Origin of the sequence: Xenorhabdus sp. BG5 (genome assembly GCF_015163665.1) — a bacterium.
Lineage (GTDB): Bacteria > Pseudomonadota > Gammaproteobacteria > Enterobacterales > Enterobacteriaceae > Xenorhabdus.
Genome location: NZ_JADEUG010000001.1, coordinates 76,989 through 97,466 on the forward strand (window position 1 = coordinate 76,989; position 20,478 = coordinate 97,466).

At 40.9% G+C, this 20,478-nt stretch carries 20 protein-coding genes; 8 read left to right on the forward strand and 12 right to left on the reverse strand.

Features of this window, described 5'->3' with window-relative positions; genetic code table 11:
• Positions 1 to 4 precede the first annotated feature (4 nt).
• The 4 genes from rsxC to IQ209_RS00355 form a co-directional block, all read right to left on the reverse strand.
• A complete protein-coding gene (gene rsxC / locus IQ209_RS00340; RefSeq protein ID WP_193847915.1) occupies positions 5 to 2,134 on the reverse strand; it encodes an electron transport complex subunit RsxC in 2,130 nt (709 codons plus the stop codon).
• Positions 2,127 to 2,711 carry an electron transport complex subunit RsxB gene (rsxB, locus tag IQ209_RS00345; RefSeq protein WP_193847917.1) on the reverse strand — a complete coding sequence of 195 codons (585 nt, stop codon included), beginning with the start codon at positions 2,709 to 2,711 and terminating at the stop codon, positions 2,127 to 2,129. Before rsxB ends, rsxC begins: the two co-directional genes overlap by 8 nt.
• Positions 2,711 to 3,292: an electron transport complex subunit RsxA gene (gene rsxA / locus IQ209_RS00350; protein WP_189760139.1), complete on the reverse strand. Its 582-nt coding sequence runs from the start codon at positions 3,290 to 3,292 to the stop codon at positions 2,711 to 2,713. The genes rsxB and rsxA overlap by 1 nt, the downstream gene beginning before the upstream one ends.
• A gap of 119 nt (positions 3,293 to 3,411) precedes the next feature.
• Positions 3,412 to 3,852, reverse strand: a complete 441-nt coding sequence (locus IQ209_RS00355; protein WP_193847919.1) for a DUF2569 domain-containing protein — start codon at positions 3,850 to 3,852, stop codon at positions 3,412 to 3,414.
• 167 nt (positions 3,853 to 4,019) lie between these two features.
• Here IQ209_RS00355 and IQ209_RS00360 point away from each other — a divergent pair, with 167 nt between their 5' ends.
• Positions 4,020 to 5,060, forward strand: a complete 1,041-nt coding sequence (locus tag IQ209_RS00360; protein ID WP_193847921.1) for an oxidoreductase — start codon at positions 4,020 to 4,022, stop codon at positions 5,058 to 5,060.
• Between the two features lie 36 nt (positions 5,061 to 5,096).
• Positions 5,097 to 6,086 carry a bile acid:sodium symporter family protein gene (locus IQ209_RS00365; protein ID WP_193847923.1) on the forward strand — a complete coding sequence of 330 codons (990 nt, stop codon included), beginning with the start codon at positions 5,097 to 5,099 and terminating at the stop codon, positions 6,084 to 6,086.
• A 27-nt stretch (positions 6,087 to 6,113) separates the two neighbouring features.
• Here the strand turns inward: IQ209_RS00365 and add are convergent, their stop codons facing one another.
• The 3 genes from add to manA form a co-directional block, all read right to left on the reverse strand.
• Positions 6,114 to 7,115 (reverse strand): adenosine deaminase, encoded by a 1,002-nt coding sequence (add, locus tag IQ209_RS00370; protein ID WP_193847925.1) that lies wholly within the window; start codon positions 7,113 to 7,115, stop codon positions 6,114 to 6,116.
• A gap of 87 nt (positions 7,116 to 7,202) precedes the next feature.
• Positions 7,203 to 8,666: a YdgA family protein gene (locus tag IQ209_RS00375; RefSeq protein ID WP_193847927.1), complete on the reverse strand. Its 1,464-nt coding sequence runs from the start codon at positions 8,664 to 8,666 to the stop codon at positions 7,203 to 7,205.
• Between the two features lie 126 nt (positions 8,667 to 8,792).
• The gene (manA, locus tag IQ209_RS00380; protein ID WP_193847929.1) at positions 8,793 to 9,965 is read right to left on the reverse strand and encodes a mannose-6-phosphate isomerase; all 1,173 of its coding nucleotides are present in this window, start codon (positions 9,963 to 9,965) and stop codon (positions 8,793 to 8,795) included.
• Positions 9,966 to 10,137: 172 nt separating this feature from the next.
• Here manA and fumC point away from each other — a divergent pair, with 172 nt between their 5' ends.
• The gene (gene fumC / locus IQ209_RS00385) at positions 10,138 to 11,532 is read left to right on the forward strand and encodes a class II fumarate hydratase (protein ID WP_193847931.1); all 1,395 of its coding nucleotides are present in this window, start codon (positions 10,138 to 10,140) and stop codon (positions 11,530 to 11,532) included.
• 68 nt (positions 11,533 to 11,600) lie between these two features.
• Here the strand turns inward: fumC and tus are convergent, their stop codons facing one another.
• Entirely contained in the window at positions 11,601 to 12,527 is a 927-nt protein-coding gene (gene tus / locus IQ209_RS00390) for a DNA replication terminus site-binding protein (protein WP_193847933.1), read from the reverse strand.
• A gap of 238 nt (positions 12,528 to 12,765) precedes the next feature.
• On the opposite strand from tus, the gene IQ209_RS00395 reads away from it, so the two are divergent.
• Positions 12,766 to 13,398 carry a helix-turn-helix domain-containing protein gene (locus IQ209_RS00395; protein WP_193847934.1) on the forward strand — a complete coding sequence of 211 codons (633 nt, stop codon included), beginning with the start codon at positions 12,766 to 12,768 and terminating at the stop codon, positions 13,396 to 13,398.
• Positions 13,399 to 13,512: 114 nt separating this feature from the next.
• On the opposite strand, the gene IQ209_RS00400 is transcribed toward IQ209_RS00395, so the two are convergent.
• Positions 13,513 to 14,787, reverse strand: coding sequence for an MFS transporter (locus IQ209_RS00400; protein WP_193847937.1), 1,275 nt, complete (start codon positions 14,785 to 14,787; stop codon positions 13,513 to 13,515).
• Between the two features lie 132 nt (positions 14,788 to 14,919).
• Here IQ209_RS00400 and IQ209_RS00405 point away from each other — a divergent pair, with 132 nt between their 5' ends.
• The 3 genes from IQ209_RS00405 to bioD all read left to right on the forward strand — a co-directional run bounded on the left by IQ209_RS00405 (position 14,920) and on the right by bioD (position 17,979).
• A complete protein-coding gene (locus tag IQ209_RS00405) occupies positions 14,920 to 15,840 on the forward strand; it encodes a LysR family transcriptional regulator (RefSeq protein WP_193847939.1) in 921 nt (306 codons plus the stop codon).
• Positions 15,841 to 15,982: 142 nt separating this feature from the next.
• Positions 15,983 to 17,182 carry an ROK family protein gene (locus IQ209_RS00410; protein ID WP_193847941.1) on the forward strand — a complete coding sequence of 400 codons (1,200 nt, stop codon included), beginning with the start codon at positions 15,983 to 15,985 and terminating at the stop codon, positions 17,180 to 17,182.
• A gap of 128 nt (positions 17,183 to 17,310) precedes the next feature.
• On the forward strand, positions 17,311 to 17,979 hold the full coding sequence (bioD, locus tag IQ209_RS00415; RefSeq protein ID WP_193847943.1) for a dethiobiotin synthase: 669 nt from the start codon (positions 17,311 to 17,313) through the stop codon (positions 17,977 to 17,979).
• A 57-nt stretch (positions 17,980 to 18,036) separates the two neighbouring features.
• Here the strand turns inward: bioD and IQ209_RS00420 are convergent, their stop codons facing one another.
• The 3 genes from IQ209_RS00420 to ydfG all read right to left on the reverse strand — a co-directional run bounded on the left by IQ209_RS00420 (position 18,037) and on the right by ydfG (position 19,551).
• Positions 18,037 to 18,318 (reverse strand): DUF1161 domain-containing protein, encoded by a 282-nt coding sequence (locus IQ209_RS00420; RefSeq protein WP_193847946.1) that lies wholly within the window; start codon positions 18,316 to 18,318, stop codon positions 18,037 to 18,039.
• A gap of 33 nt (positions 18,319 to 18,351) precedes the next feature.
• Positions 18,352 to 18,708: a DUF1283 family protein gene (locus IQ209_RS00425; protein ID WP_193847947.1), complete on the reverse strand. Its 357-nt coding sequence runs from the start codon at positions 18,706 to 18,708 to the stop codon at positions 18,352 to 18,354.
• A 96-nt stretch (positions 18,709 to 18,804) separates the two neighbouring features.
• Positions 18,805 to 19,551, reverse strand: coding sequence for a bifunctional NADP-dependent 3-hydroxy acid dehydrogenase/3-hydroxypropionate dehydrogenase YdfG (gene ydfG / locus IQ209_RS00430; protein ID WP_193847949.1), 747 nt, complete (start codon positions 19,549 to 19,551; stop codon positions 18,805 to 18,807).
• 233 nt (positions 19,552 to 19,784) lie between these two features.
• Here ydfG and IQ209_RS00435 point away from each other — a divergent pair, with 233 nt between their 5' ends.
• The gene (locus IQ209_RS00435; protein ID WP_193847951.1) at positions 19,785 to 20,477 is read left to right on the forward strand and encodes a hypothetical protein; all 693 of its coding nucleotides are present in this window, start codon (positions 19,785 to 19,787) and stop codon (positions 20,475 to 20,477) included.
• Position 20,478 lies beyond the last annotated feature (1 nt).

Genomic DNA, 20,478 nt, shown 5'->3' on the forward strand with positions numbered 1-20,478 from the left:
TTCACTATTCGGTTGTAATTACTTGTTCTTCCTGAGCGGCTTTTTTAGCTTTGACACGAGCAATAGCCGCAGCAACGGCCGCCTTACGAGGATCGGCTTCTTCCGGTTCTGCGAACCCCGCTTGAGGGAGGATTGATTCCGGTTGGCTTTGCGCGGCTTTCTTAGCCTTAGCACGGGCAATAGCCGCAGCAACGGCCGCCTTACGAGGATCAGTTTCTTCCGGTTCTGCGGACCCCACTTGAGGGAGGATTGATTCCGGTTGGTTTTGCGCGGCTTTCTTAGCCTTAGCACGGGCAATAGCCGCAGCAACGGCCGCCTTGCGTGGATCTTGTTTATCATCCGCGCTATTTTGTTGAGGTGCCTCTGATGACGTTGTCACTTCCCCACTTTGTGCTGCCTTTTTCGCTTTTGCCCTGGCTATTGCAGCGGCGAGGGCGGCTTTACGAGGATCATTGTCTTCAACCGATGTTGATGTATTTTCTTCTATATCTAAGTTTGTAGTAATTTGTTTTTCTGCCTGACGAGCACGCAACTGTTCTTTTCTGGCCTTACGTGCTGCAATTGCGGCCGTATTGTCAGGTAATTGTCCTGCCTGCACAATGATAGATTCGCCAGTATTTCCCTGTTTTTCCTTCGCGCGGGCAAGTGCGGCTTGAACAGCACTTTTATCACTGCTATTTACTTGAACAGCCGCTTTCTTATGGCGTTCTTCACGTGCCAATTTTTCCCGTTCCAGACGTGCCTGTTTGGCTTCAAAACGTGCCTTAGCTTCGGTAGAGCGGCGTGCTTCTGCTTCTATCGCCCATATTTCCGCTTTTTCCTGTCGGTAGTATTGAACCAGGGGGATGTTACTTGGACATACATAAGCACAAGCGCCACACTCAATACAGTCGAATAAATGGTGATTTTTGGCCTTTTCATGTTCTTGTCCTTGACTGAACCAGTACAGTTGTTGCGGCAACAATCCGGCAGGGCATGCTTCAACACATAAGCCGCAGCGAATGCACGCTTCTTCAATGATTTTAGGTTCCATCTCTTGTACCGAAGGTGCAAGAATACAGTTACTGATTTTGACGATGGGGACATTCAAATCAGGCAAAGTGAATCCCATTAATGGTCCACCCATAATGACCATTTGTTCTGATCCTGGGTTAAATCCGGCTTGTTGTAACAGGAAGTGAACGGGGGTGCCGAGGAGAGTCCAAAAATTACCGGGAGAAGTGACAGCGTCCCCTGTTAGCGTAACTACACGTTCGATTAACGGCTCGCCATCAATAATGGCTCGCTTTATCGCCACAACTGTCCCCACGTTTTGCATAAGAACGCCGATGTCAGAAGAACGACCGCCAGAAGGTACTTCTTTTCCGGTCAAGATCTTGGTCAGTTGTTTGGCACCACCAGAAGGATATTTTGTTGGAATGACACGCACAATGATGGATTTATCACCACTAAGTGCTGCGTTTAAGGCATTAATCGCTTCGGGTTTGTTGTCTTCAATGCCGATCAATACCTGCTTTGGATTAAGCAAATGTATTAAGATGCGGATACCCGCAATAATTTCTTTTGCATGTTCTTGCATTAAACGATCATCAGCGGTGATATAAGGTTCACATTCGGCCGCATTGATGATTAGGGTGTTGAGATTGTGTCGTCCGCCTTTAAGTTTTGTTTCAGTAGGAAAGCCAGCGCCACCTAAGCCAGCAATACCGGCTTGTTGAATGCGTTGTAATATTTCATTGGCATTAAGTGCCGTATAATCAGCGGCTGGATTGCGTTCTCCCCATTGATCTTTACCATCAGGACGCAACCGGACACACAATTCTTTTAGCCCTGAAGGATGTGCCGTGACGCAAGGCTCAATTGCAATAATTGTTCCGGATGTGGAAGCATGAACAGGTACTGTTCTGCCCATTCCAAACGTTAAAGCCTGGCCTTTCAGCACATTATCGCCCACTTTAACCAGCAGTTCGCCTTCTGGTCCCAAATGTTGCTGTAAAGGGATGATTAATTCATTCGGCAATGGAGCATGGCGTAATGGGGTACGGCTAGATTGCAGCTTCATTTCTGGTGGATGGATGCCACCATCAAAATCCCAGATTTTATTTTTGTTAAGCAAGTTGAACAGATTAAACATGGGTTTCAACCTCAACAGGAATATTTTTTACTGGAATGGTGTTTAAATCCCATTTCCAATTTGAGGTAGTAGTAGCAACGGGGATCATCGTAATGCAATCTGTTGGGCAAGGTGCGACACATAGGTCACAGCCTGTGCAAAGATCTTCAACAACGGTGTGCATAGCACGGTTTGCACCGATAATGGCATCTACAGGGCAAGCCTGAATGCATTTTGTGCAGCCTATGCAATTTTCTTCATCAATGAAAGCTACTTTTCTGGCTGGATTTTGAACGCTATCGTCGCCATCCAACGGTTGTGGATCAACACCCAGCAATTCAGAGATTTTGATCATCACTTGCTCTCCACCGGGGGCGCATTTATTGATCATCTCGCCATTATTGGCAACCGCTTCCGCATAGGGGCGACAACCGGGGTAACCGCACTGCCCACATTGACTCTGGGGTAATAAGTTGTCGATATTTTCAACAGTCGGGTCTTCTTCTACTTTAAAACGACGAGCAGCAAAACCAAGGATTAAGCCAAAGGCTAATCCGAGTATGCTTAGTACGCCGATAGCAATCCATAATGACATCATTAGAATTTCACCAAACCACTAAATCCCATAAATGCCAGGGACATTAACCCAGCTGTAATAAGCCCTATTGATGAACCACGAAAAGGGACAGGAATATTGGCAACGGCCAGGCGTTCCCGAATGCCAGCAAACAGCACCATGACGAGAGAAAAACCTGCGGCAGCGCTGAAGCCATATACAGCAGATTGTAAAAAATCGTGGGATTGATTGACATTCAGTAATGCAACACCAAGTACAGCACAGTTAGTTGTAATCAGTGGCAAGAAAATTCCTAACAAGCGATAAAGCGTCGGGCTGGTTTTGCGGACGACCAATTCCGTAAACTGAACGACAACCGCAATAACGAGAATGAAGCTCAGAGTTCGCAAATAAACCAAATCAAGCGGGACAAGAATAAATGTGTTTACCAGCCATGCGCAGATAGAAGCGAGGGTAAGAACAAAAGTTGTCGCCAGCCCCATACCGATGGCGGTTTCGAGTTTTTTGGATACCCCCATAAATGGGCATAGACCCAAAAATTTTACTAAAACAAAGTTATTGACCAAGACTGTGCCAATAAATAACAAAAGGTATTCAGTCATTGCTATACCTGAAAATAAGATATTGGAAAAATGGAACACTACTTACATAGTTTGAGTAGAAATTCCCCACCCTGAATGTGGGGAAGCGGGGCAATGATAACAATCAATTGTGGGGCATGTTATCGATCTTGTGTGAAAGTCATTTTCACCCGATGGGAGCGTTTAATATAAGGAATGAAAACGGCAGCAGCCAGTAATGGCCATAATAGGGAACGAATTGCTATTTCATCAGAAATAGGAGAAAAGGCGAAAGTTTTTATCGCTATCAGCACGGAAACCATCAGCCAAATAATAAAAATACGTGGGAATCGTTTCGAACGAATAAAAAGTAGCTTCAATACCCATATAGTAAAACACCACATCATTGTCGTGGTTAATACTGAAGCATACCACAACGCGGTAAAACTCCCCCCTATTTGATGAATAGCTTCATTTTTATGGATAAATGTCATTATATATAACAGTAACATCAAACTGGCAGCAATTAATGTCATGATTAGATACGCGGCAGGCGCTAATAACCAGCCATTAATACGATAATAATCATTGGACTGATACATAAGAAGTTTTCACTCCATCATGAGTGTTTTTGATATTGAGAAAATGATTATAAGAAAAAGAGAGTAATACTGGAATCAGGATTATTTGCTAACGTGTGAGAGGTGGTGATACTTTCTGATGCCTGATTACGTGTTTACGATATTACGATCATTTTTTAGAGGCAGTTATGAGTGATTTTTTAAAAGTGGGTTTGGTAGGTTATGGTTATGCAAGTAAAACGTTCCATGCTCCATTGATTGCAGGAACACCTAATATTGAATTGGTGGCTATTTCCAGCAGTGATGCAGATAAAGTTAAAAAAGACTGGTCAACAATATCAGTCGTTTCCTCTCCAGAGGAACTCTTCCGTGATCCCAACATTGACCTTATTGTGATCCCAACACCAAATGATACTCACTACCCATTGGCACAACAGGCGTTGGCGGCAGGTAAACATGTCATCGTTGATAAGCCTTTTACCATTACGGTAGCACAGGCCCAATCACTGAAAAAGCAAGCGGAAGAAGCCAATTTGTTGCTATCTGTATTCCATAATCGTCGTTGGGATTCTGGTTTTCTGACAGTGAAATCAATTATTAAAGAAAATAAATTGGGAGCCCTGAAATATTATGAATCCCATTTTGATCGTTACCGTCCCGCTGTTCGTCAGCGCTGGCGTGAAGCTGCTGGAGCCGGTAGTGGCATTTGGTATGATTTAGCGCCTCATTTACTGGATCAGGCCGTGCAACTGTTTGGCAAACCACAAGCTATCACAACCGATTTGGGCATGATGCGCCCAGATGCAGAGACGGCGGATTATTTTCATGCCCAGCTCACCTATCCTGATTTGAAAGTGGTGTTGCATGCAACCATGCTTGCAGCAGCAGAATCACCTGTTTATACATTGCATGGTATGGATGGCAGTTATACCAAGTATGGTCTGGATCCTCAAGAAGAGCGTTTAAAGGTAGGGGAAAGGCCACCACGGGCTGACTGGGGATATGATGCACGGGATGGTTATGTGACGTTGTCACAAGATGATGACTTGGTTACGAAAGTTGTTCCTACTATACCTGGTAATTATGGCGCTTATTATGCGGCTATTCGTGATGCGATTTTGTTTGGAAAACCGAACCCAGTGACGGCCAGCGAAGCTATTTTGATTATGAAGCTTATTGAAGCAGGTGAAAAATCGGCAAAAGAACAGCGCACAATCTTCATTGACTAATTAAACGGTGGCAGGTGGGGCAAGGGGCTTATATTGATGAACGTATTGCAAAAATTAAGAATTGATCCTTTTTTAGTTATATTGATTGTAGTGGTCATCATTGCATCGTTTTTTCCTTGTGAAGGTGAAGCTAAAAAGTGGTTTCAGCACTTAACAACGGCCGCTATTGCGTTGTTATTTTTTATGCATGGCGCGAAGTTATCCCGTAATGCCATTTTGGCAGGGATAAGGCACTGGCGGTTGCACTTGGTGATTTTCACTAGCACGTTTATTTTGTTTCCCATACTGGGAATGGGATTAAGTTTCATCGTGCCAGAGTGGATGTCACCAACGGTTTATATGGGCTTTCTTTATCTTTGTGTTTTACCTGCCACGGTGCAATCGGCTATCGCTTTTACTTCCGTTGCCGGGGGGAATGTTGCTGCGGCGATATGCAGTGCTTCCGCTTCAAGCCTATTAGGTGTATTCCTGTCTCCATTATTGGTTGGTTTTTTGATCCAAACTCATGAAGGAGGCGTTCAAACTGATACCTGGAAAGCGATAAAAGATATTGTCTTGCAGTTGATGGTGCCTTTTATTGCTGGACACTTATCGCGTCCTCTGATTGCCAGTTGGGTGGAAAAACATAAAAAATGGGTCAACATGACAGATCGTTCTTCTATCTTGCTGGTGGTTTATGTTGCCTTTAGTGAGGCGGTGGTGGAAGGTATTTGGCATAAAATCGATGCCTATTCACTGCTTATGATTGGGATCGTCTGCTGTGTTTTATTAGCTATCGTACTACTAATTAACGTATATAGCTCGCGTTTGCTGGGATTTAGCAAAGATGACGAAATCACTATTGTGTTTTGTGGTTCGAAGAAGAGCCTGGCGAATGGCGTACCAATGGCGAATGTACTATTTCCCGCGCCAATGGTCGGTGTGATGTTGTTACCGTTGATGATTTTCCACCAGATCCAATTGATGGTTTGTGCTGTCCTTGCTCAGCGTTATGCGCAGCGTTTAAAAATAAAAAAGGCAGAGTAATTTTCTGCCTTTGGAACAACTTAGTTCTTAGCGGTTGGCGACTTTTTCTTTCAGTGCCTGTTTTTCTGCTTCACTAAGGAATGCAGTTGCCAAGCCATTAATCTGTGCCTGTCGGATCAACGCTGGAGACAGTCCCGCAGCTGGCGCTGCAACGTTATATTCATGGCGAATTTCGATGCCTTCTACTGCCGGATCATCTGTATTGATTGATGCCAGGATCCCGTGCTCAAGGAACTGTTTCAGGGGGTGAGCTTGTAAGGAACTGACGGTGCTGGTTTGCAAGTTTGATGTCAGGCAGGATTCAATACCGATGCCATGTTCAGCCAAATAATCCATTAGGGCTGGATCAGTGATTGCTTTGACACCATGACCAATACGAGTTGCACCCAATTCACGAATAGCGTGCCAGATGCTTTCCGCACCTGCGGCTTCACCTGCATGTACGCTAATATTCCAACCTGCGTCACGTGCTCGAATAAAATGCTGCTCAAAGAGATGGCCGGGGAAGCCTAATTCATCACCCGCCAGATCTAATGCGGTGATATGTTGTTTATGAGCAAGAAGTCCAGCGAGTTCTTCGGTGCACGCTTTTTCCCCAAATGTTCTGCTCAGAATACCAATTAAACGGATCTGAATATCATGTTGCTGGCTTGCTGAGTGGATACCATCGATTACTGCTTCCACGATGCCTTCAACGGGAAGTTGATGTTTCATGGCCATGTAATAAGGGGAGAAACGCAGTTCAGCGTAATCAAGACCCGCATTGACCGCATCTTCAACGTTTTCAACGGCGACTCTGCGGCAAGCTTCTAAATCGGCAAGTACAGTCACACCCCAATCCAATTTTTGCAGAAAGCTGACAAGGTTAGGTTCATTTTCAATGATTTGGACATGGGGGCGTAATGCTTCCAACTCATAAGCTGGGAGTGGGATATTATGTTGACGAGCAAGATCCAAAATGGTTTCCGGACGGATATTACCGTCAAGGTGACGGTGAAGATCGGTCAGTGGAAGCTGTATGTCAATCATTTTCTTATCCTTCTTATCAAATTTTATATGTACAAAAAAGCCAGCCAACGTGTTGACTGGCAAGAAAGTGAAAGCACTATTCTAGCACTATTCTGCAAGGCCATTATCAAGCAGGAATTGATGTAAGCTGGACTCTTTGTCGTTTAATTTGACTTTATCATTAGCATAGAGGAAGTTAAGGCCAATGATACCGTCTTTATCAGTCAGGATTTTGTATTTAATCCCTTGTTGAGTCATCATCTGAACTTGCTGTTCTGCCTGAGCTTCTGCGGCTGCTTTATCCTGACCATCTAACATCGCTGACTGCGCAATAGATTCTATCAACATGGCTTTCGGTACATTAATGTGCAAAGACAATTCTTGAACCAGAGTACGAACCATTTCTTCCGGTCCCATAAGTTGCAATGCACTTTTATCTTCTGGGACATTTTGTAAGGAAAGGTTGAAATCCACTGAACTTTCACCTTTGCTGTTTCTCCAACTAAAAGGAGAAATGCTGAATTGTGGATTGTTATTCAGGAGGAGATGTAAGTTACTGAGGATCGCTAGGGAAGTCGTATCATAAGATACTTGCTCCGTAGTCAAGGCTGCCTCTGCCGCATCATTATAGGCTTGGGTAAATTTACGTACAGACTGGCCATCGAGTTTTTCCATACCCAGAGCTAACTTACCAGAGCCAAACTCTATATCCTTAATTTTTACACCATCAATGCTATAAACGATTTTGATGTTCAGATTGTCTTTATCCTCACCTAAATTGGATGTCACTTTCATTCCTTTAAGAGCCATATTTGGCTCATTAGGAATTCCATTCATGCTGAATTCGCCAATACTGTAGCTTTGATCTCCGGTATAGATATCGAATTTACCTTTTTTATTATCCCCTTTAAAATCAATTTCTTTAAGTGAAATTGACTCTTTTTTGGCAGGATCACTGAAAGACAGTTCATCACTTTTGACTGTGAAGGAAAATTCACTTAGATCACGATTCACGTCAGCACTGATTTTTGCGCCTGAAAATGACAAAACCCGTTGGTCACCATTTTCAGTGGCTTCCGTATGATTAATAGGGATCAGCTCAATGTTAGCAGAGAGCGCACGGCTATAACTGACTTTAGCATTTAAGTTAAACAATGATTTTTCGTTTGTGATATTAAATAATTTTTTCAACGCATCATTTTTTTCTAGTTCTGCGTGGACAGAGGCCATTTGGGGTATCAAGTTGAATTTCTTCAAGTTAGAGAGGGGAAATGGCCCGTGATCAATTGTCGATTTGAAAATGATTTCTTCATTGGGTGGGATATCGGCATTTTTTACACCATTCTTGATGTTTAGGATCAAACGGACATCGGAGCTGAAAATACCTCGTTTGAAATCTTTTGCTTGCCATTCTATGCCACTTTCAGGAAACGATTTTACCAGTTCTGTGTTTGCCTGTTTTATAAAGCCATCTAAACGATCTTCAAGTTTCTTACCTGTATACCATGACGCTCCTGTCCATACAGCACCCAGAGCAACAACAACGCTTACTGCAACTAACGATTTTTTCATGTGGAAATCCCATCCTTTTAACGCGTATACATGGACGTATTATGCGTTTTGTATTTATGTCAAAATTCACTGAAAATATGATTAACAATCAATAAAAATAATCATAACCATATGAGTATAATAAAATTAATTAGATACTCTGGCTATTCTCCCCTTACCATAAACAGTTACGGCTTTTTCAATAGCAGGCAAGAAGATTGATTCACCTGAGAGTAATTTCAACTGCTGTTTATCAGTGCTGATCACTGCTTGTCCTTCAACACAAAATAGAACCGATGCTGAATCATTTTCCAATGAGATTGGTTGTTCTGAAACAGAATAAACAGAAAAACAAAAATCATTAACAGGAACAGGGTAATTCAGCGCATCTTTTTCCGGTCTTGGTATGGTTAGCAAAGTATCGGCAGCTTTTGGAATAAAATCCAGATTAGCCATTAATTCAGGGACATCAATATGTTTGCTGGTTAAGCCGGCACGCAACACATTGTCAGAATTGGCCATAACCTCCAAAGCGACGCCATCAAGATAGGCATGGGGAGTGCGGGCATATAGGAACATCGCCTGGCCGGGTTCGAGTTCAACGACATTGAGCAAGAGTGGTGCAAACAGTCCATTATCATCGGGATAGAATGAGGTCATTTTTTTGATGGTATCCCACGGTTCGCCCTGATGACAGTTTAATGCTGATTTTAAGACAGCCATCGCCAAATGTTTTTGTTCGCCTTGCATATTCAATAATTGTGAAAACAGAAACGCCAGATTTTGTTCAGTTGGTTGCTGGAGGAATGTTTGAATATCTGGATGTGCGGCAGAAACATAATCCAATAATTGCGCTATCTCAGATAAAGGTCTAAAAGCATTTATGGCCTTGAATGGCGTCAGCGCATAGACCAATTCAGGTTTGTGATTATCATCTTTGTAGTTGCGTTGTGCTGAGTCTAACGGTATCCCTTGTGCATTCTCTTTGGCAAAACCTATTTCTGCTGATGTTTTATCAGGGTGCACTTGAATAGACAGTGGTTGAGCTGCACATAATACTTTGAACAAGAAAGGCAAGCGCTGGAATTGCTTGGCTACTTTTTCCCCAAGGTATTTCTCTGGTTCTTTGTTGATCAAAGTATTCAAGGCGATAGTTTCACCCGTTTGAGGGTCTGTTACCAGTGAACTACATTTTGGATGTGCGCCCATCCATAGTTCTGCCATTGGCTGATTATCAGCGTTCTCGATACCATAAATATCCGTCAGAGCGGTTTTACTTCCCCAGTCATAACGTTGGATTTTGTTGGTCATTTTCAGCATGGCGGAATTTCCTATAATAAAAAGTAACTTATTTATATGACAACAATACAATAAACACGGTTAGGTCGCATTATCGATAATAAATTTATGGCATGATAAGAAAATGCCGACTAATTTATCTGCAAAGTTTATTCCGGCGTATTCAATTATTCTGTGTGCTAAGGAGATAGTAATGGCAGCCACTCGCATTGAAAAAGACTCAATGGGACCTATCGAAGTACCTGCTGACCAATTATGGGGGGCGCAAACTCAGCGCTCACTGGAGCATTTCCGCATTTCTCAGGAAAAAATGCCTGTTGCATTGATTCATGCCCTTGCATTGACTAAACAAGCAGCGGCCAGCGTTAATATGGATCTGGGCCTTTTGCCTAAAGAGCGTGGCGAAGCAGTTATCGCGGCGGCGAAAGAGGTGTTAGAAGGCAAACACTCAACAGAATTCCCTCTTGCTATCTGGCAGACCGGTTCGGGAACTCAAAGCAACATGAATATGAATGAAGTGTTGGCGAACCGTGGTAGTGAGATCCTTGGTGGTAAAAGGGGCAATGAACGTCTGATTCATCCTAATGATGATGTTAACAAGAGCCAAAGCTCTAATGACGTTTTCCCAACGGCCATGCATGTTGCAGCCGTTACTGCATTGCGTGAACACCTGTTACCAGAGTTAAAAGTACTCCAAAAAACTCTGGCAGATAAAGCGGAAGCATTTAAAGACATCGTAAAAATTGGCCGTACTCACTTACAAGATGCAACGCCATTGACTTTAGGCCAGGAAATTTCCGGCTGGGCAGCTATGTTGACGCATAACTTGAAACACATTGAAGAGAGTATTCCTCATGTGTGTGAACTGGCTCTGGGAGGAACTGCGGTAGGAACTGGTCTGAATACCCACCCTGAATATGCTGTTCGTGTTGCACAGAAAATTGCTGAATTATCGGGTCATCCTTTTGTCACTTCGCCAAATAAATTTGAAGCGTTGGCAACTTGTGACGCGCTGGTTCATTCACACGGTGCATTGAAAGGTTTGGCTGCATCATTGATGAAGATTGCTAACGATGTTCGTTGGTTGGCCTCTGGCCCTCGTTGTGGTATTGGTGAAATTTCCATTCCTGAAAATGAGCCAGGCAGCTCTATCATGCCAGGCAAAGTGAACCCAACTCAGTGTGAAGCGATGACCATGTTATGCGCTCAAGTGATGGGTAATGATGTGGCAATTAACATTGGTGGTTCGTCTGGTAACTTTGAACTGAACGTATTCCGCCCAATGGTTATTCATAACTTCCTGCAATCCGTTCGTGTGCTGGCGGATGGTATGCGTAGTTTCAATGAGCATTGTGCTATTGGTATTGAACCTAATCGTGATCGCATCACCCAATTGCTGAATGAATCACTGATGCTGGTAACGGCATTAAATACTCATATTGGTTACGACAAGGCTGCTGAAATTGCTAAAAAAGCGCATAAAGAAGGCCTGACGCTGAAACAGTCAGCACTCCAGTTAGGGTATTTAACTGAAACTGAATTTGATGCGTGGGTTCGTCCAGAAGATATGGTTGGCAGTATGAAGTAATGCTTACTCTATAAGCACATAAGCAAAAATGAAAAAACCGGAAAGCATTTACTCCGGTTTTTTATTTCTCAAATTTCTTTGTAGAGATGTAAGCGGGGAATGACCAACTCAAGTGGCTTCGCTTTGGGCTTATACTTATGTTTAATTGCGTTGGCATTGTAGTTAGACAAAGTGCCGAGTTTGGGTTTGATTTCACTTTCTTCTGTGTAGAAAACAATCACAGGAACCGGACAAGCATATTGGATTTGCTTTTGTATTTCTGAATACCATACACGAGTAATAGGTTGTACTTTTACTGGTCGTTTAATTTTCAATACCACATCATCGGGTAATTTTTTAATATCTGTAATCTCCAATGCCACCAATGCTGCCCATTGATCATAGGAGTAGGGTGGGACTGCTCTGCCCGCATTGTAGCTTTTCTCCAGCCTTTCCAAAATTTGTTGTTTGGTGACTTTATTAATGATGTTCTTATTAGCCCAGCCAAAATTAATGGAATCAGGGTTTAATAGAGGTGTGATAGAGCGATAGGCATTCAGGGTAATAAGGCCGCGCAAATGATCATGAACAAATTCAAATCGTTGTTCTTTACTGATACCTGATTCTTTGGTAACGATATTTTCTAACTCTATTTTTAATTGGTTTACTTCATTAATGACTTCCATGGCTTCTTTATATTGCTGGTGGTTAACAGCAAAACACAAGGCTCCAGGCAGGCGGCTCGCAGCTTTACTGCTGACATTAGGATTATTATGATGTATGAATAGCTTCTGATAGAAGTGTAAACCTACATTGAGCGCTTCATTTCCCTGTAGCTGATTGACCATAATTTCAGTTATTTGTTCATGTTCTTCACCTTTTTCAATTTTCGGTAATTCAAATACCCGTGCATCAATAAGCTGATAACTCATTAACAACTCAACCAGTGAAGATAGCTTTTCTTCTTGTTTTTTAAAGCAATTTGTAAGTAATTCTATTGAAAAATACTTATTCATGATAATTTTCAACCATCGACGATGTTACATCGACGATGTTACTGAGCTATATTTAGTTACAACATACTTTTAGTATAAAATCAACCCACAAAAAAATCCACAACTCACTACTCCAAAAACTAACTAAAAAAGAAAACACCTATTGCGAAATAATTTAGCATTGTGATAAAAAACAAATAACACATTAATTGAAAATTAGATGATTGATAGAGTGGGTCATACACCAAGGTTGTAAAATATGAAAAGATTAGTTAAACCAGTAAATTCCTTTAAGAAAGTGATCGATGCATTGTTACCACACTCCGAATTGATCACAGCTGATTTATCAACACAAGGAAAAGTAATTAAAATAGAAAATGAATTTGCTAAGTTTTTTTTATTAGAGAAAGGATATATCAATATGCGCAGAATCAACGACAATTTAATCATTGCTACACTTTTTTCACCCTACATTATCGGTTTATCTTTCTATTCTGGAGCGGAAATCTATTATTCCATTGAGCTAGGGGAAAATTGTAAACTTTATCAAATTCCTCGAGTTAGTGCATTGAATGCCATAAAAAAGCATGATCTCTATAGAGAGTGGATGAGAATAATTTCCTATAAAATATCTTTCTTATATGCCAGGGATATTAGTCTCTTCCGTCATGGAAATAGGGAAGTCGTGTGTAGTTTGTTATCTCGCCTGATGACCTTGCCGGCAGAATTCAGAGAAAACATTACGACAATTAAATATATAGAACAAAGATGCACACTTTCACGCAGTTGTATACAACGTGTTTTATTCGCTCTAAAAAAAGAAGGATGTATTGAAATTATTGATGGATATTTAACAAAAGTTTTAGTGCTACCGATTGAATCCTATTATTAAAAAATATTTCAGGTATCAGATAAGCAATGAATAATTCAGAATGTTTTAAATGTATTGCTTAAAGAAGCCGACATTGATTATTTAAATCAAATTGATGCCGGCCGCTATATTCTATTATTTTGGTAATTTATTGAGTCTTAAGCCTAAATAAATAGCAATTATCATTAATAATGAAATAAATGCAGCAACGCCGTTCCATGCAAAATAGGACCAGAATATTCCACCTAATGTCCCAGCAATACTGGAACCAGAGTAATAACAGAATAAATAGAGTGATGAAGCTTGTGCTTTGGCGCGCTTGGCTCTCTGTCCTATCCATCCACTAGCAACTGCATGAGCGGCAAAGAAGCCTGTTGTCAATATCATTACTCCCAATATTACTGCCCAGATAGGGGAGAATAGGGTGATTAAGCAACCTATTAGCATCATACTAATAGCTGCCAGCAATACTTTTCCTCTTCCATGCTTGCTTATTAATCTGCCGGCTTTAGTTGCACTGTAAGTTCCTGTTAAATAGACGACAGATAGCAAACCAACAATAGTCTGGCTTAAATGATAAGGTGCTTCTAATAATCGATAACCAATGTAATTAAACATAGTGACAAAACTTCCCATAAGCAGAAAAGCTTCGGCAAATAGCAGAGGAAGACCTTGATCACGGAGATGTAGCTTCAAATTGATGAGTAATGATTTAGGTCTTAATGAGCTGGATTTAAAGTGCCTGGATTCCGGTAACATTTTCCAAAACGCAATGGCGGAGATTAAAGCAAATGTACCAAGTAAGATAACGGCGATCCGCCATGAATAGTGATCAGCGATCACACCAGTAATTAAACGTCCGCTCATTCCCCCTATTGAATTACCGCTGATATAGAGGCCAATAGATAAGGTTACATAACTAGGATGGATCTCTTCACTTAAATAAGTCATCGCGACAGCGGCAACACCACTTAATGATAAACCCACTAGTGCGCGCATAAACAAAATCCCATGCCAACTTGTTACGACAGAGCTTAAGAGAGTAAAAATGGCGGTGGCAATAAGTGATACTACCATGACATGTTTACGACCAAGTGCATCGGATAAAGGACCAGTTATCAATAGACCGAGAGATAACATTCCGGTGGAAAGGGATAAAGCCAAACTACTATTGGCTGGCGAGATGTCAAATTCATCTGACAAAATTGGCAAAATGGGTTGAACAAAATAGAGTAACGCAAATGTTGCCAGCCCTACGGCAAAGAACGAGAAAGTGACTCGCAGGTATACAGCATCTTCACGTTGAATGTAAGGCTGTTTACTTTTATGTCCTTGATTAATCGTGTTTTCAACATCTCTTTCGACGCCAGAGACTGCTGATTTTTCACTGACGCTTTGGATTGTATTCACGCTACTTCCTTATCTAGGTAAAACAAACGTTAATTACTTGATGTAGATCAAGGATAGAAATTCATGAATATTTTGTCTAATATATTAATCATTAAAAATGATATCTTTAAAATATCAATAGGGTAATAAATAATGACTACTAATATTGAACTCAGACACTTGCGTTACTTCATTGCTGTAGCAGAAGAGCTGCATTTTGGACGAGCAGCAGAACGATTGAATATTTCACAACCACCATTAAGCCAGCAGATCCAAGCGCTGGAAGCGAATATAAATGCCCAATTACTGGTGCGTAATAACAGAAATGTTAATTTAACACCTGCCGGACATATGTTTCTTCAGGAAGCCTATCAAATCATTTCCCAAGTTGATGCTGCAGCAACCAAAGCTGCCAGAATGCAGCAAGGGGAGTTAGGGGAGATATCGATTGGCTTTACATCCACCACACCTTTTATGCAAAAAGTAACACTGAGTTTACGTCAATTCCGGGAACGTTATCCTGATGTCGCCATCCATATGCATCAAATGAATACTAAACAACAAATAGCGCCTTTGCAGACAGGCAGAATCGATATAGGGATTATGCGTAATACATCATTGCCCGATAACCTGGAACATCAGTTACTCTTCCGCGAGCGTTTTATGTTGGCTGTATATGATGATCATCCTCTGCTGAAGTACGCTAATGAAGGTGTTAATTTGGAAATCCTATCTGATTATCCACTGGTGTTTTTTGAGCGCGATGTAGGAACGGCACTGTATGATGAAATTATTTCCTTATTGGCTAATGTGGGAGTGGTTCCAACGATTTCTCAGGAAGCAGGGGAAGCCATGACGATATTAGGATTAGTCGCTGCGGGATTAGGGGTAAGTATTATTACGGAGTCGTTTACCCGAATGAAACTGGATGGAGTTCAATATCTGCCTTTAGCAAACAATCCTGCTTACTCCGAAGTTTGGCTGGTTAAACATAAAAATTACAATAACAGTGCTGCGGCAGATCGGTTAACTCATCTCCTGATTTCAAATATTGTGGATGAAGCTAATAGATGAAATTGTTCATCAAAAGTAATAATCACGATAAGTTCGTGTGAAAGATCACATTTCTACCTTAAACGGATATCTTCTCATTTAAACAGAGACATAATCGTTATTATTAATTTTTTAGCGACGTGAATTAAATGCAGGAGGCGAGGTGAGTGTTGATATTCAACCAAGTCATATTGATCAAATCAAACAGACCAACATTGGGTTGGTTTATCGATTAATTGATCAATATGGGCCTATCTCACGTATTGCTCTTTCCAAAAAAGCTCAATTGGCACCAGCCAGCATTACTAAAATCACGCGGGAACTCATTGATGCACATTTAGTGAAAGAAACTGAATTCCCTGACCTCGGTTTCAGAGGACGTCCTGCTGTTGGACTGAAAGTAGATAGTGAAGGGTGGCAATTTTTATGTATTCGCATTGACGAAGGGCATATTGTCATTGGGCTTCGTGACTTGAGCAGTAATCTCGTCGTTGAAAAGCAATCAGTATTCTCTGTGCCTCAGAATTGCTCTTTCTTAGATTGTGTCGTCAATGAGATTGATAACTTCTTTTTGTGTCATCAATTTTCCCTGGAACGCTTAACAGCAATCAGCATTACTATCAATGCGATAGTAGATCCGGTTAATGGGATTATCCATAGTTCACCATACTACGATATCCACGATCTTCCTCTGGGAAAATTTTTACACCAACGCACAGGACTGCCAATTTTTCTGCAACATGGCATAGCCGCATGGACAATTGCAGAGTCTTTATATGGGGCAGGGAAAAACTACCAGAATCTTATCCAGATTGTTATAGATGACAATGTTGGCGCAGGAATTATGACTGCGGGGCAAATGCTCCATGCAGGAAACCACAGTGTCGTAGAAATTGGGCACATTCAAATCGAATCCAATGGCGAACATTGTTACTGTGGTAATATCGGTTGTCTTGAAACGGTGGTGGGTATCAAAAAAATTTTGCAAAAATTTCACTCCCAGACGGAAAGACAATCTGGCACCTTGACAATTGATTCACTTTGTCAGGCAGCTATAGAGGGTGATCCACGGGCAACAGAAATCGTTTGTGATGCAGGAGAACGAATTGGGCGCATCATGGCGATTATGGTCAATATCTTTAACCCCGAAAGGATCTTGATTGGTTCGCCGCTGAACAGCATTAAACACATTCTCTATCCTGCTATTCAACAGCATATAGCACAACGTTCACTTCCTGGCTATAGCCAACAAGTTGATATTATGGCTACCCAATTTGACAATACAGGCACATTACCTGCGGCAGCCTTAATTAAACAAGCATTGTATAACGGTGAATTACTGCTCGAGCTCATGCAAGGATAATACTCATCACACAAAACATTGAGCTAACGCAACCCCTATCTTAAACACATCTCCTACACTCTAACCTTGCTCGTTAAAGAGAGTAAGTAACCGGTCAACCTATTCTGTTATTACGGAAAAATGAATTTATGTTAACGCGCTTATTTGTTACAGGCACGGATACCAACATCGGTAAAACAGTTGTTACCCGCGCATTATTGCAAGTCTTTAATCGTGAAGGAACAACCGCAGTAGGATATAAACCTATTGCGATAGAAAAACATGAAACTCCGGAGGGAATACGTAATCGTGATGCCTTAATCATACATAAATCTTCACCGGTACAAGTGGATTACGAAGAAATCAACCCTGTTATTTGGGAAAACAATTATGAAGAAGAAAATCGTGCTGATTTTACTCAAATGACAAAAGGCCTAAGAAATCTAGGCCATAAAGCAGATCGTGTCATCATTGAAGGTAACGGTGGTTGGCGTATGTTGCTGGAAGATGAAACGTTTTATTCTGATTGGGTAGTGCAAGAAAAACTTCCCGTCATTTTGGTAGTTGGTATTCAGGCAGGCTGTGTTAACCATGCTATTCTAACGGCGCAATCTATCATGAATGATGGTGTACCCCTGATTGGCTGGATTGCTAATCGCATCAATCCAGGACTAGCATACTACGCTAAGGTATTGGAAAGGTTACAGCGTCACATACCGGCTCCACAGTTGGGAGAAATACCTTATCTCTTAAGGCCAGAAGAACGCGACTTATCTTGCTATCTGGATATTTCTGCGATATTGGCAGTTGATGATTAAAAATAGAAGTAAAAAGGGAGCGAATTATGCTCCCTTTTCTGAAAGTCAGAAAGAATATTACTCTTGGCCTTTCTTATCATGGGAAAGACGGACATAGACTATTTTTTGTTTACCATAATCACAATACCCAACAACTTTTCCACTTGTCGGATTGCTTTCAGTAACTTGATCACTAGGAACCAAGTCAAGTCTAAAATCCGTTTTTGAAACACCATTTTTAATGATTTTCTGCGCAATCTCTTCTTTCAAGTTTTCACATGTTATCTTTTGTGAAGCTTGCACTGTAAAGGACGAAAGCGCAAAAAACAAAGCCCCGGTCAGTAGGATCTTTTTCACCATCTTCTCCTTATCTTGATGTCGGTGTTGATTTTATTAAGGTTTAATCGGGCGGCCTGTATTGATATCCAGACAACGTTTTGTGCTCAGTTCCCAATAAGCATTAATATCGACACTTTTTAAACAGGCTTCACGATTATCAGCTTCCACTTCATACTTATCAAACTCTTTTTCTTTACGTTTGTTCGCTTTATGGCGCAATCCTCTCTGTTCATTCCATTCTTCTTTGCTTTGACGAGCCATTTCTTTGCTCAAGGAAGTTTCTCCACCATTGATGGTTACACACGTACTTTCTGATGCACATGGCGTAGAGAATGCAGACGTCTGCCAAAAGAAAGAGAATACCAGAGCAATAGTAGAAACACTTTTAACAATCAAAGAACGAACATTCATTTTTGAACCTCTTTTACGATGTTACTTAAACACTCTTAAATACAATGTTACTTAAACTATAAGACTAAGCCATTTAACGAAACTGCTAAAAAACTATTAGTCCCTATATACACTTAAACCCGCGAATGACTGACAAACTGGCATCATTTCCAGTGTATTAATATTGACGCGAGAAGGCAGGTTAACAACCCAAAATACCGCTTCGGCAATATCGTCCGCCGTCAGTGCATCGGCGCTTGCATAAGTTTTATCAACTTTTTCCTGATTGCCTTTAAAACGAATATGAGAAAATTCGGTTCCTCCAACCAATCCAGGTTCAATATCGGTGACCCGAATATTCTTTCCATGTAAGTCAGCGCGCAACCCTAAACTGAATTGTTTGACAAAGGCTTTGGTAGCACCATATACGTTACCGCCAGCATAAGGCCAATTTGCTGCGGTAGAACCAATGTTAATAATGTGTCCGTGATTGGCTTGTACCATATTAGGCAACAAAGCTCGCGTCATGTTCACTAATCCTTTTGTATTGGTATCAATCATAGTTTCCCAGTCATCAGGATTAGCCAGGTGAGCGGGTTCTAACCCTAACGCCAGCCCTGCATTATTCACAAGAACGTCTATATTACGTAAGGTAGTTGGTAGATGTTGAATTGTCTGTTCGATCGCAAAGCGATCTCTCACATCGAGTTGAATGGGGTGGAAGTTTTCGCCCCATTCCTTTTTTAACTGATCTAATCTGTCCTTACGGCGCCCTGTTGCGATGACGATGGAGCCATGTTTGATAAATTTTCTTGCAATTGCTTCACCAAAACCCGAAGTTGCACCTGTCACAAAAATAATCATAACTATCCTCTTATCTGTGAATTATTATCGTAATATCCATATTATTAGAAAAATTTATTTATCATTAGTCAAGGTTAAATTGTTTTATTTGAATTTGATTTGTTTTTTTAATATATGATTATTTATTCATGACATGGGAGTAATTAGCTAAAAAAGTTCCATAAAAAATCAGTAACATTATTCAATGTGTTTATGTAAAATAATCCACATGAAAATAGAGAGTAGAGGATAATATGCCATTTTATCAACCATTTAAAATTTCTTTTAAATCAGGGGATCTTATATTTGGGTTAGATGACGAGAGAAAACAATATGCTAAAAAATGCCTAGAATTTCAGTTATTTCTTGATTCTAATAACATATCAACCCTTGATAGATATTCAATTACTCAAAATGAAATTGAGGTACGTAAGATGTACGGACAACAGATTCCTCATAATCAAGAAAGCTTTACAACGGCGGTAATGAAACACTGGAAATACAAAGATATACTCAATCAAGAAGATAACTATAATATTGATTACAATAATGGGAACGTTTACTACCCTAGAAGAATAACAAGCCGAAAATGTAAAGCTGGGTTATCTTGGTTTTCTCACTCACTAAACCATGCAAGTATCCATTTTATCTTAGATGGAATAGATATGGAGAATGCTATCAATAAAAAAAGCAACCCAAGAATCAACAAAGGAAAAGACTCATATACCAACAAAGAACTGAGATGGATATACCGAAATAGGAAAGATCCAAGGGTTCAATCCTGCATACAATTCTGGCTAGATGGTTCGCCAGTATCCCCACCTTGGATAGAAGGAAGATATGTCGATTTATGGAAAAATTACCATCCGAAATTTGAAAATTCTGAGATCGAACTAGGGGAATTTGCTGAAACCGTTTTGAATTTTGAATATAGAGACTATACGTAGG

Excerpts from the sequence above, each read along its gene's own strand:
- rsxC (WP_193847915.1), bottom strand. The coding sequence starts at position 2,134 with ATGTTTAATCTGTTCAACTTGCTTAACAAAAATAAAATCTGGGATTTT.
- rsxB (WP_193847917.1), bottom strand. The coding sequence starts at position 2,711 with ATGATGTCATTATGGATTGCTATCGGCGTACTAAGCATACTCGGATTA.
- rsxA (WP_189760139.1), bottom strand. The coding sequence starts at position 3,292 with ATGACTGAATACCTTTTGTTATTTATTGGCACAGTCTTGGTCAATAAC.
- IQ209_RS00355 (WP_193847919.1), bottom strand. The coding sequence starts at position 3,852 with ATGTATCAGTCCAATGATTATTATCGTATTAATGGCTGGTTATTAGCG.
- IQ209_RS00360 (WP_193847921.1), top strand. The coding sequence starts at position 4,020 with ATGAGTGATTTTTTAAAAGTGGGTTTGGTAGGTTATGGTTATGCAAGT.
- IQ209_RS00365 (WP_193847923.1), top strand. The coding sequence starts at position 5,097 with ATGAACGTATTGCAAAAATTAAGAATTGATCCTTTTTTAGTTATATTG.
- add (WP_193847925.1), bottom strand. The coding sequence starts at position 7,115 with ATGATTGACATACAGCTTCCACTGACCGATCTTCACCGTCACCTTGAC.
- IQ209_RS00375 (WP_193847927.1), bottom strand. The coding sequence starts at position 8,666 with ATGAAAAAATCGTTAGTTGCAGTAAGCGTTGTTGTTGCTCTGGGTGCT.
- manA (WP_193847929.1), bottom strand. The coding sequence starts at position 9,965 with ATGCTGAAAATGACCAACAAAATCCAACGTTATGACTGGGGAAGTAAA.
- fumC (WP_193847931.1), top strand. The coding sequence starts at position 10,138 with ATGGCAGCCACTCGCATTGAAAAAGACTCAATGGGACCTATCGAAGTA.
- tus (WP_193847933.1), bottom strand. The coding sequence starts at position 12,527 with ATGAATAAGTATTTTTCAATAGAATTACTTACAAATTGCTTTAAAAAA.
- IQ209_RS00395 (WP_193847934.1), top strand. The coding sequence starts at position 12,766 with ATGAAAAGATTAGTTAAACCAGTAAATTCCTTTAAGAAAGTGATCGAT.
- IQ209_RS00405 (WP_193847939.1), top strand. The coding sequence starts at position 14,920 with ATGACTACTAATATTGAACTCAGACACTTGCGTTACTTCATTGCTGTA.
- bioD (WP_193847943.1), top strand. The coding sequence starts at position 17,311 with ATGTTAACGCGCTTATTTGTTACAGGCACGGATACCAACATCGGTAAA.
- IQ209_RS00420 (WP_193847946.1), bottom strand. The coding sequence starts at position 18,318 with ATGGTGAAAAAGATCCTACTGACCGGGGCTTTGTTTTTTGCGCTTTCG.
- IQ209_RS00425 (WP_193847947.1), bottom strand. The coding sequence starts at position 18,708 with ATGAATGTTCGTTCTTTGATTGTTAAAAGTGTTTCTACTATTGCTCTG.
- ydfG (WP_193847949.1), bottom strand. The coding sequence starts at position 19,551 with ATGATTATTTTTGTGACAGGTGCAACTTCGGGTTTTGGTGAAGCAATT.
- IQ209_RS00435 (WP_193847951.1), top strand. The coding sequence starts at position 19,785 with ATGCCATTTTATCAACCATTTAAAATTTCTTTTAAATCAGGGGATCTT.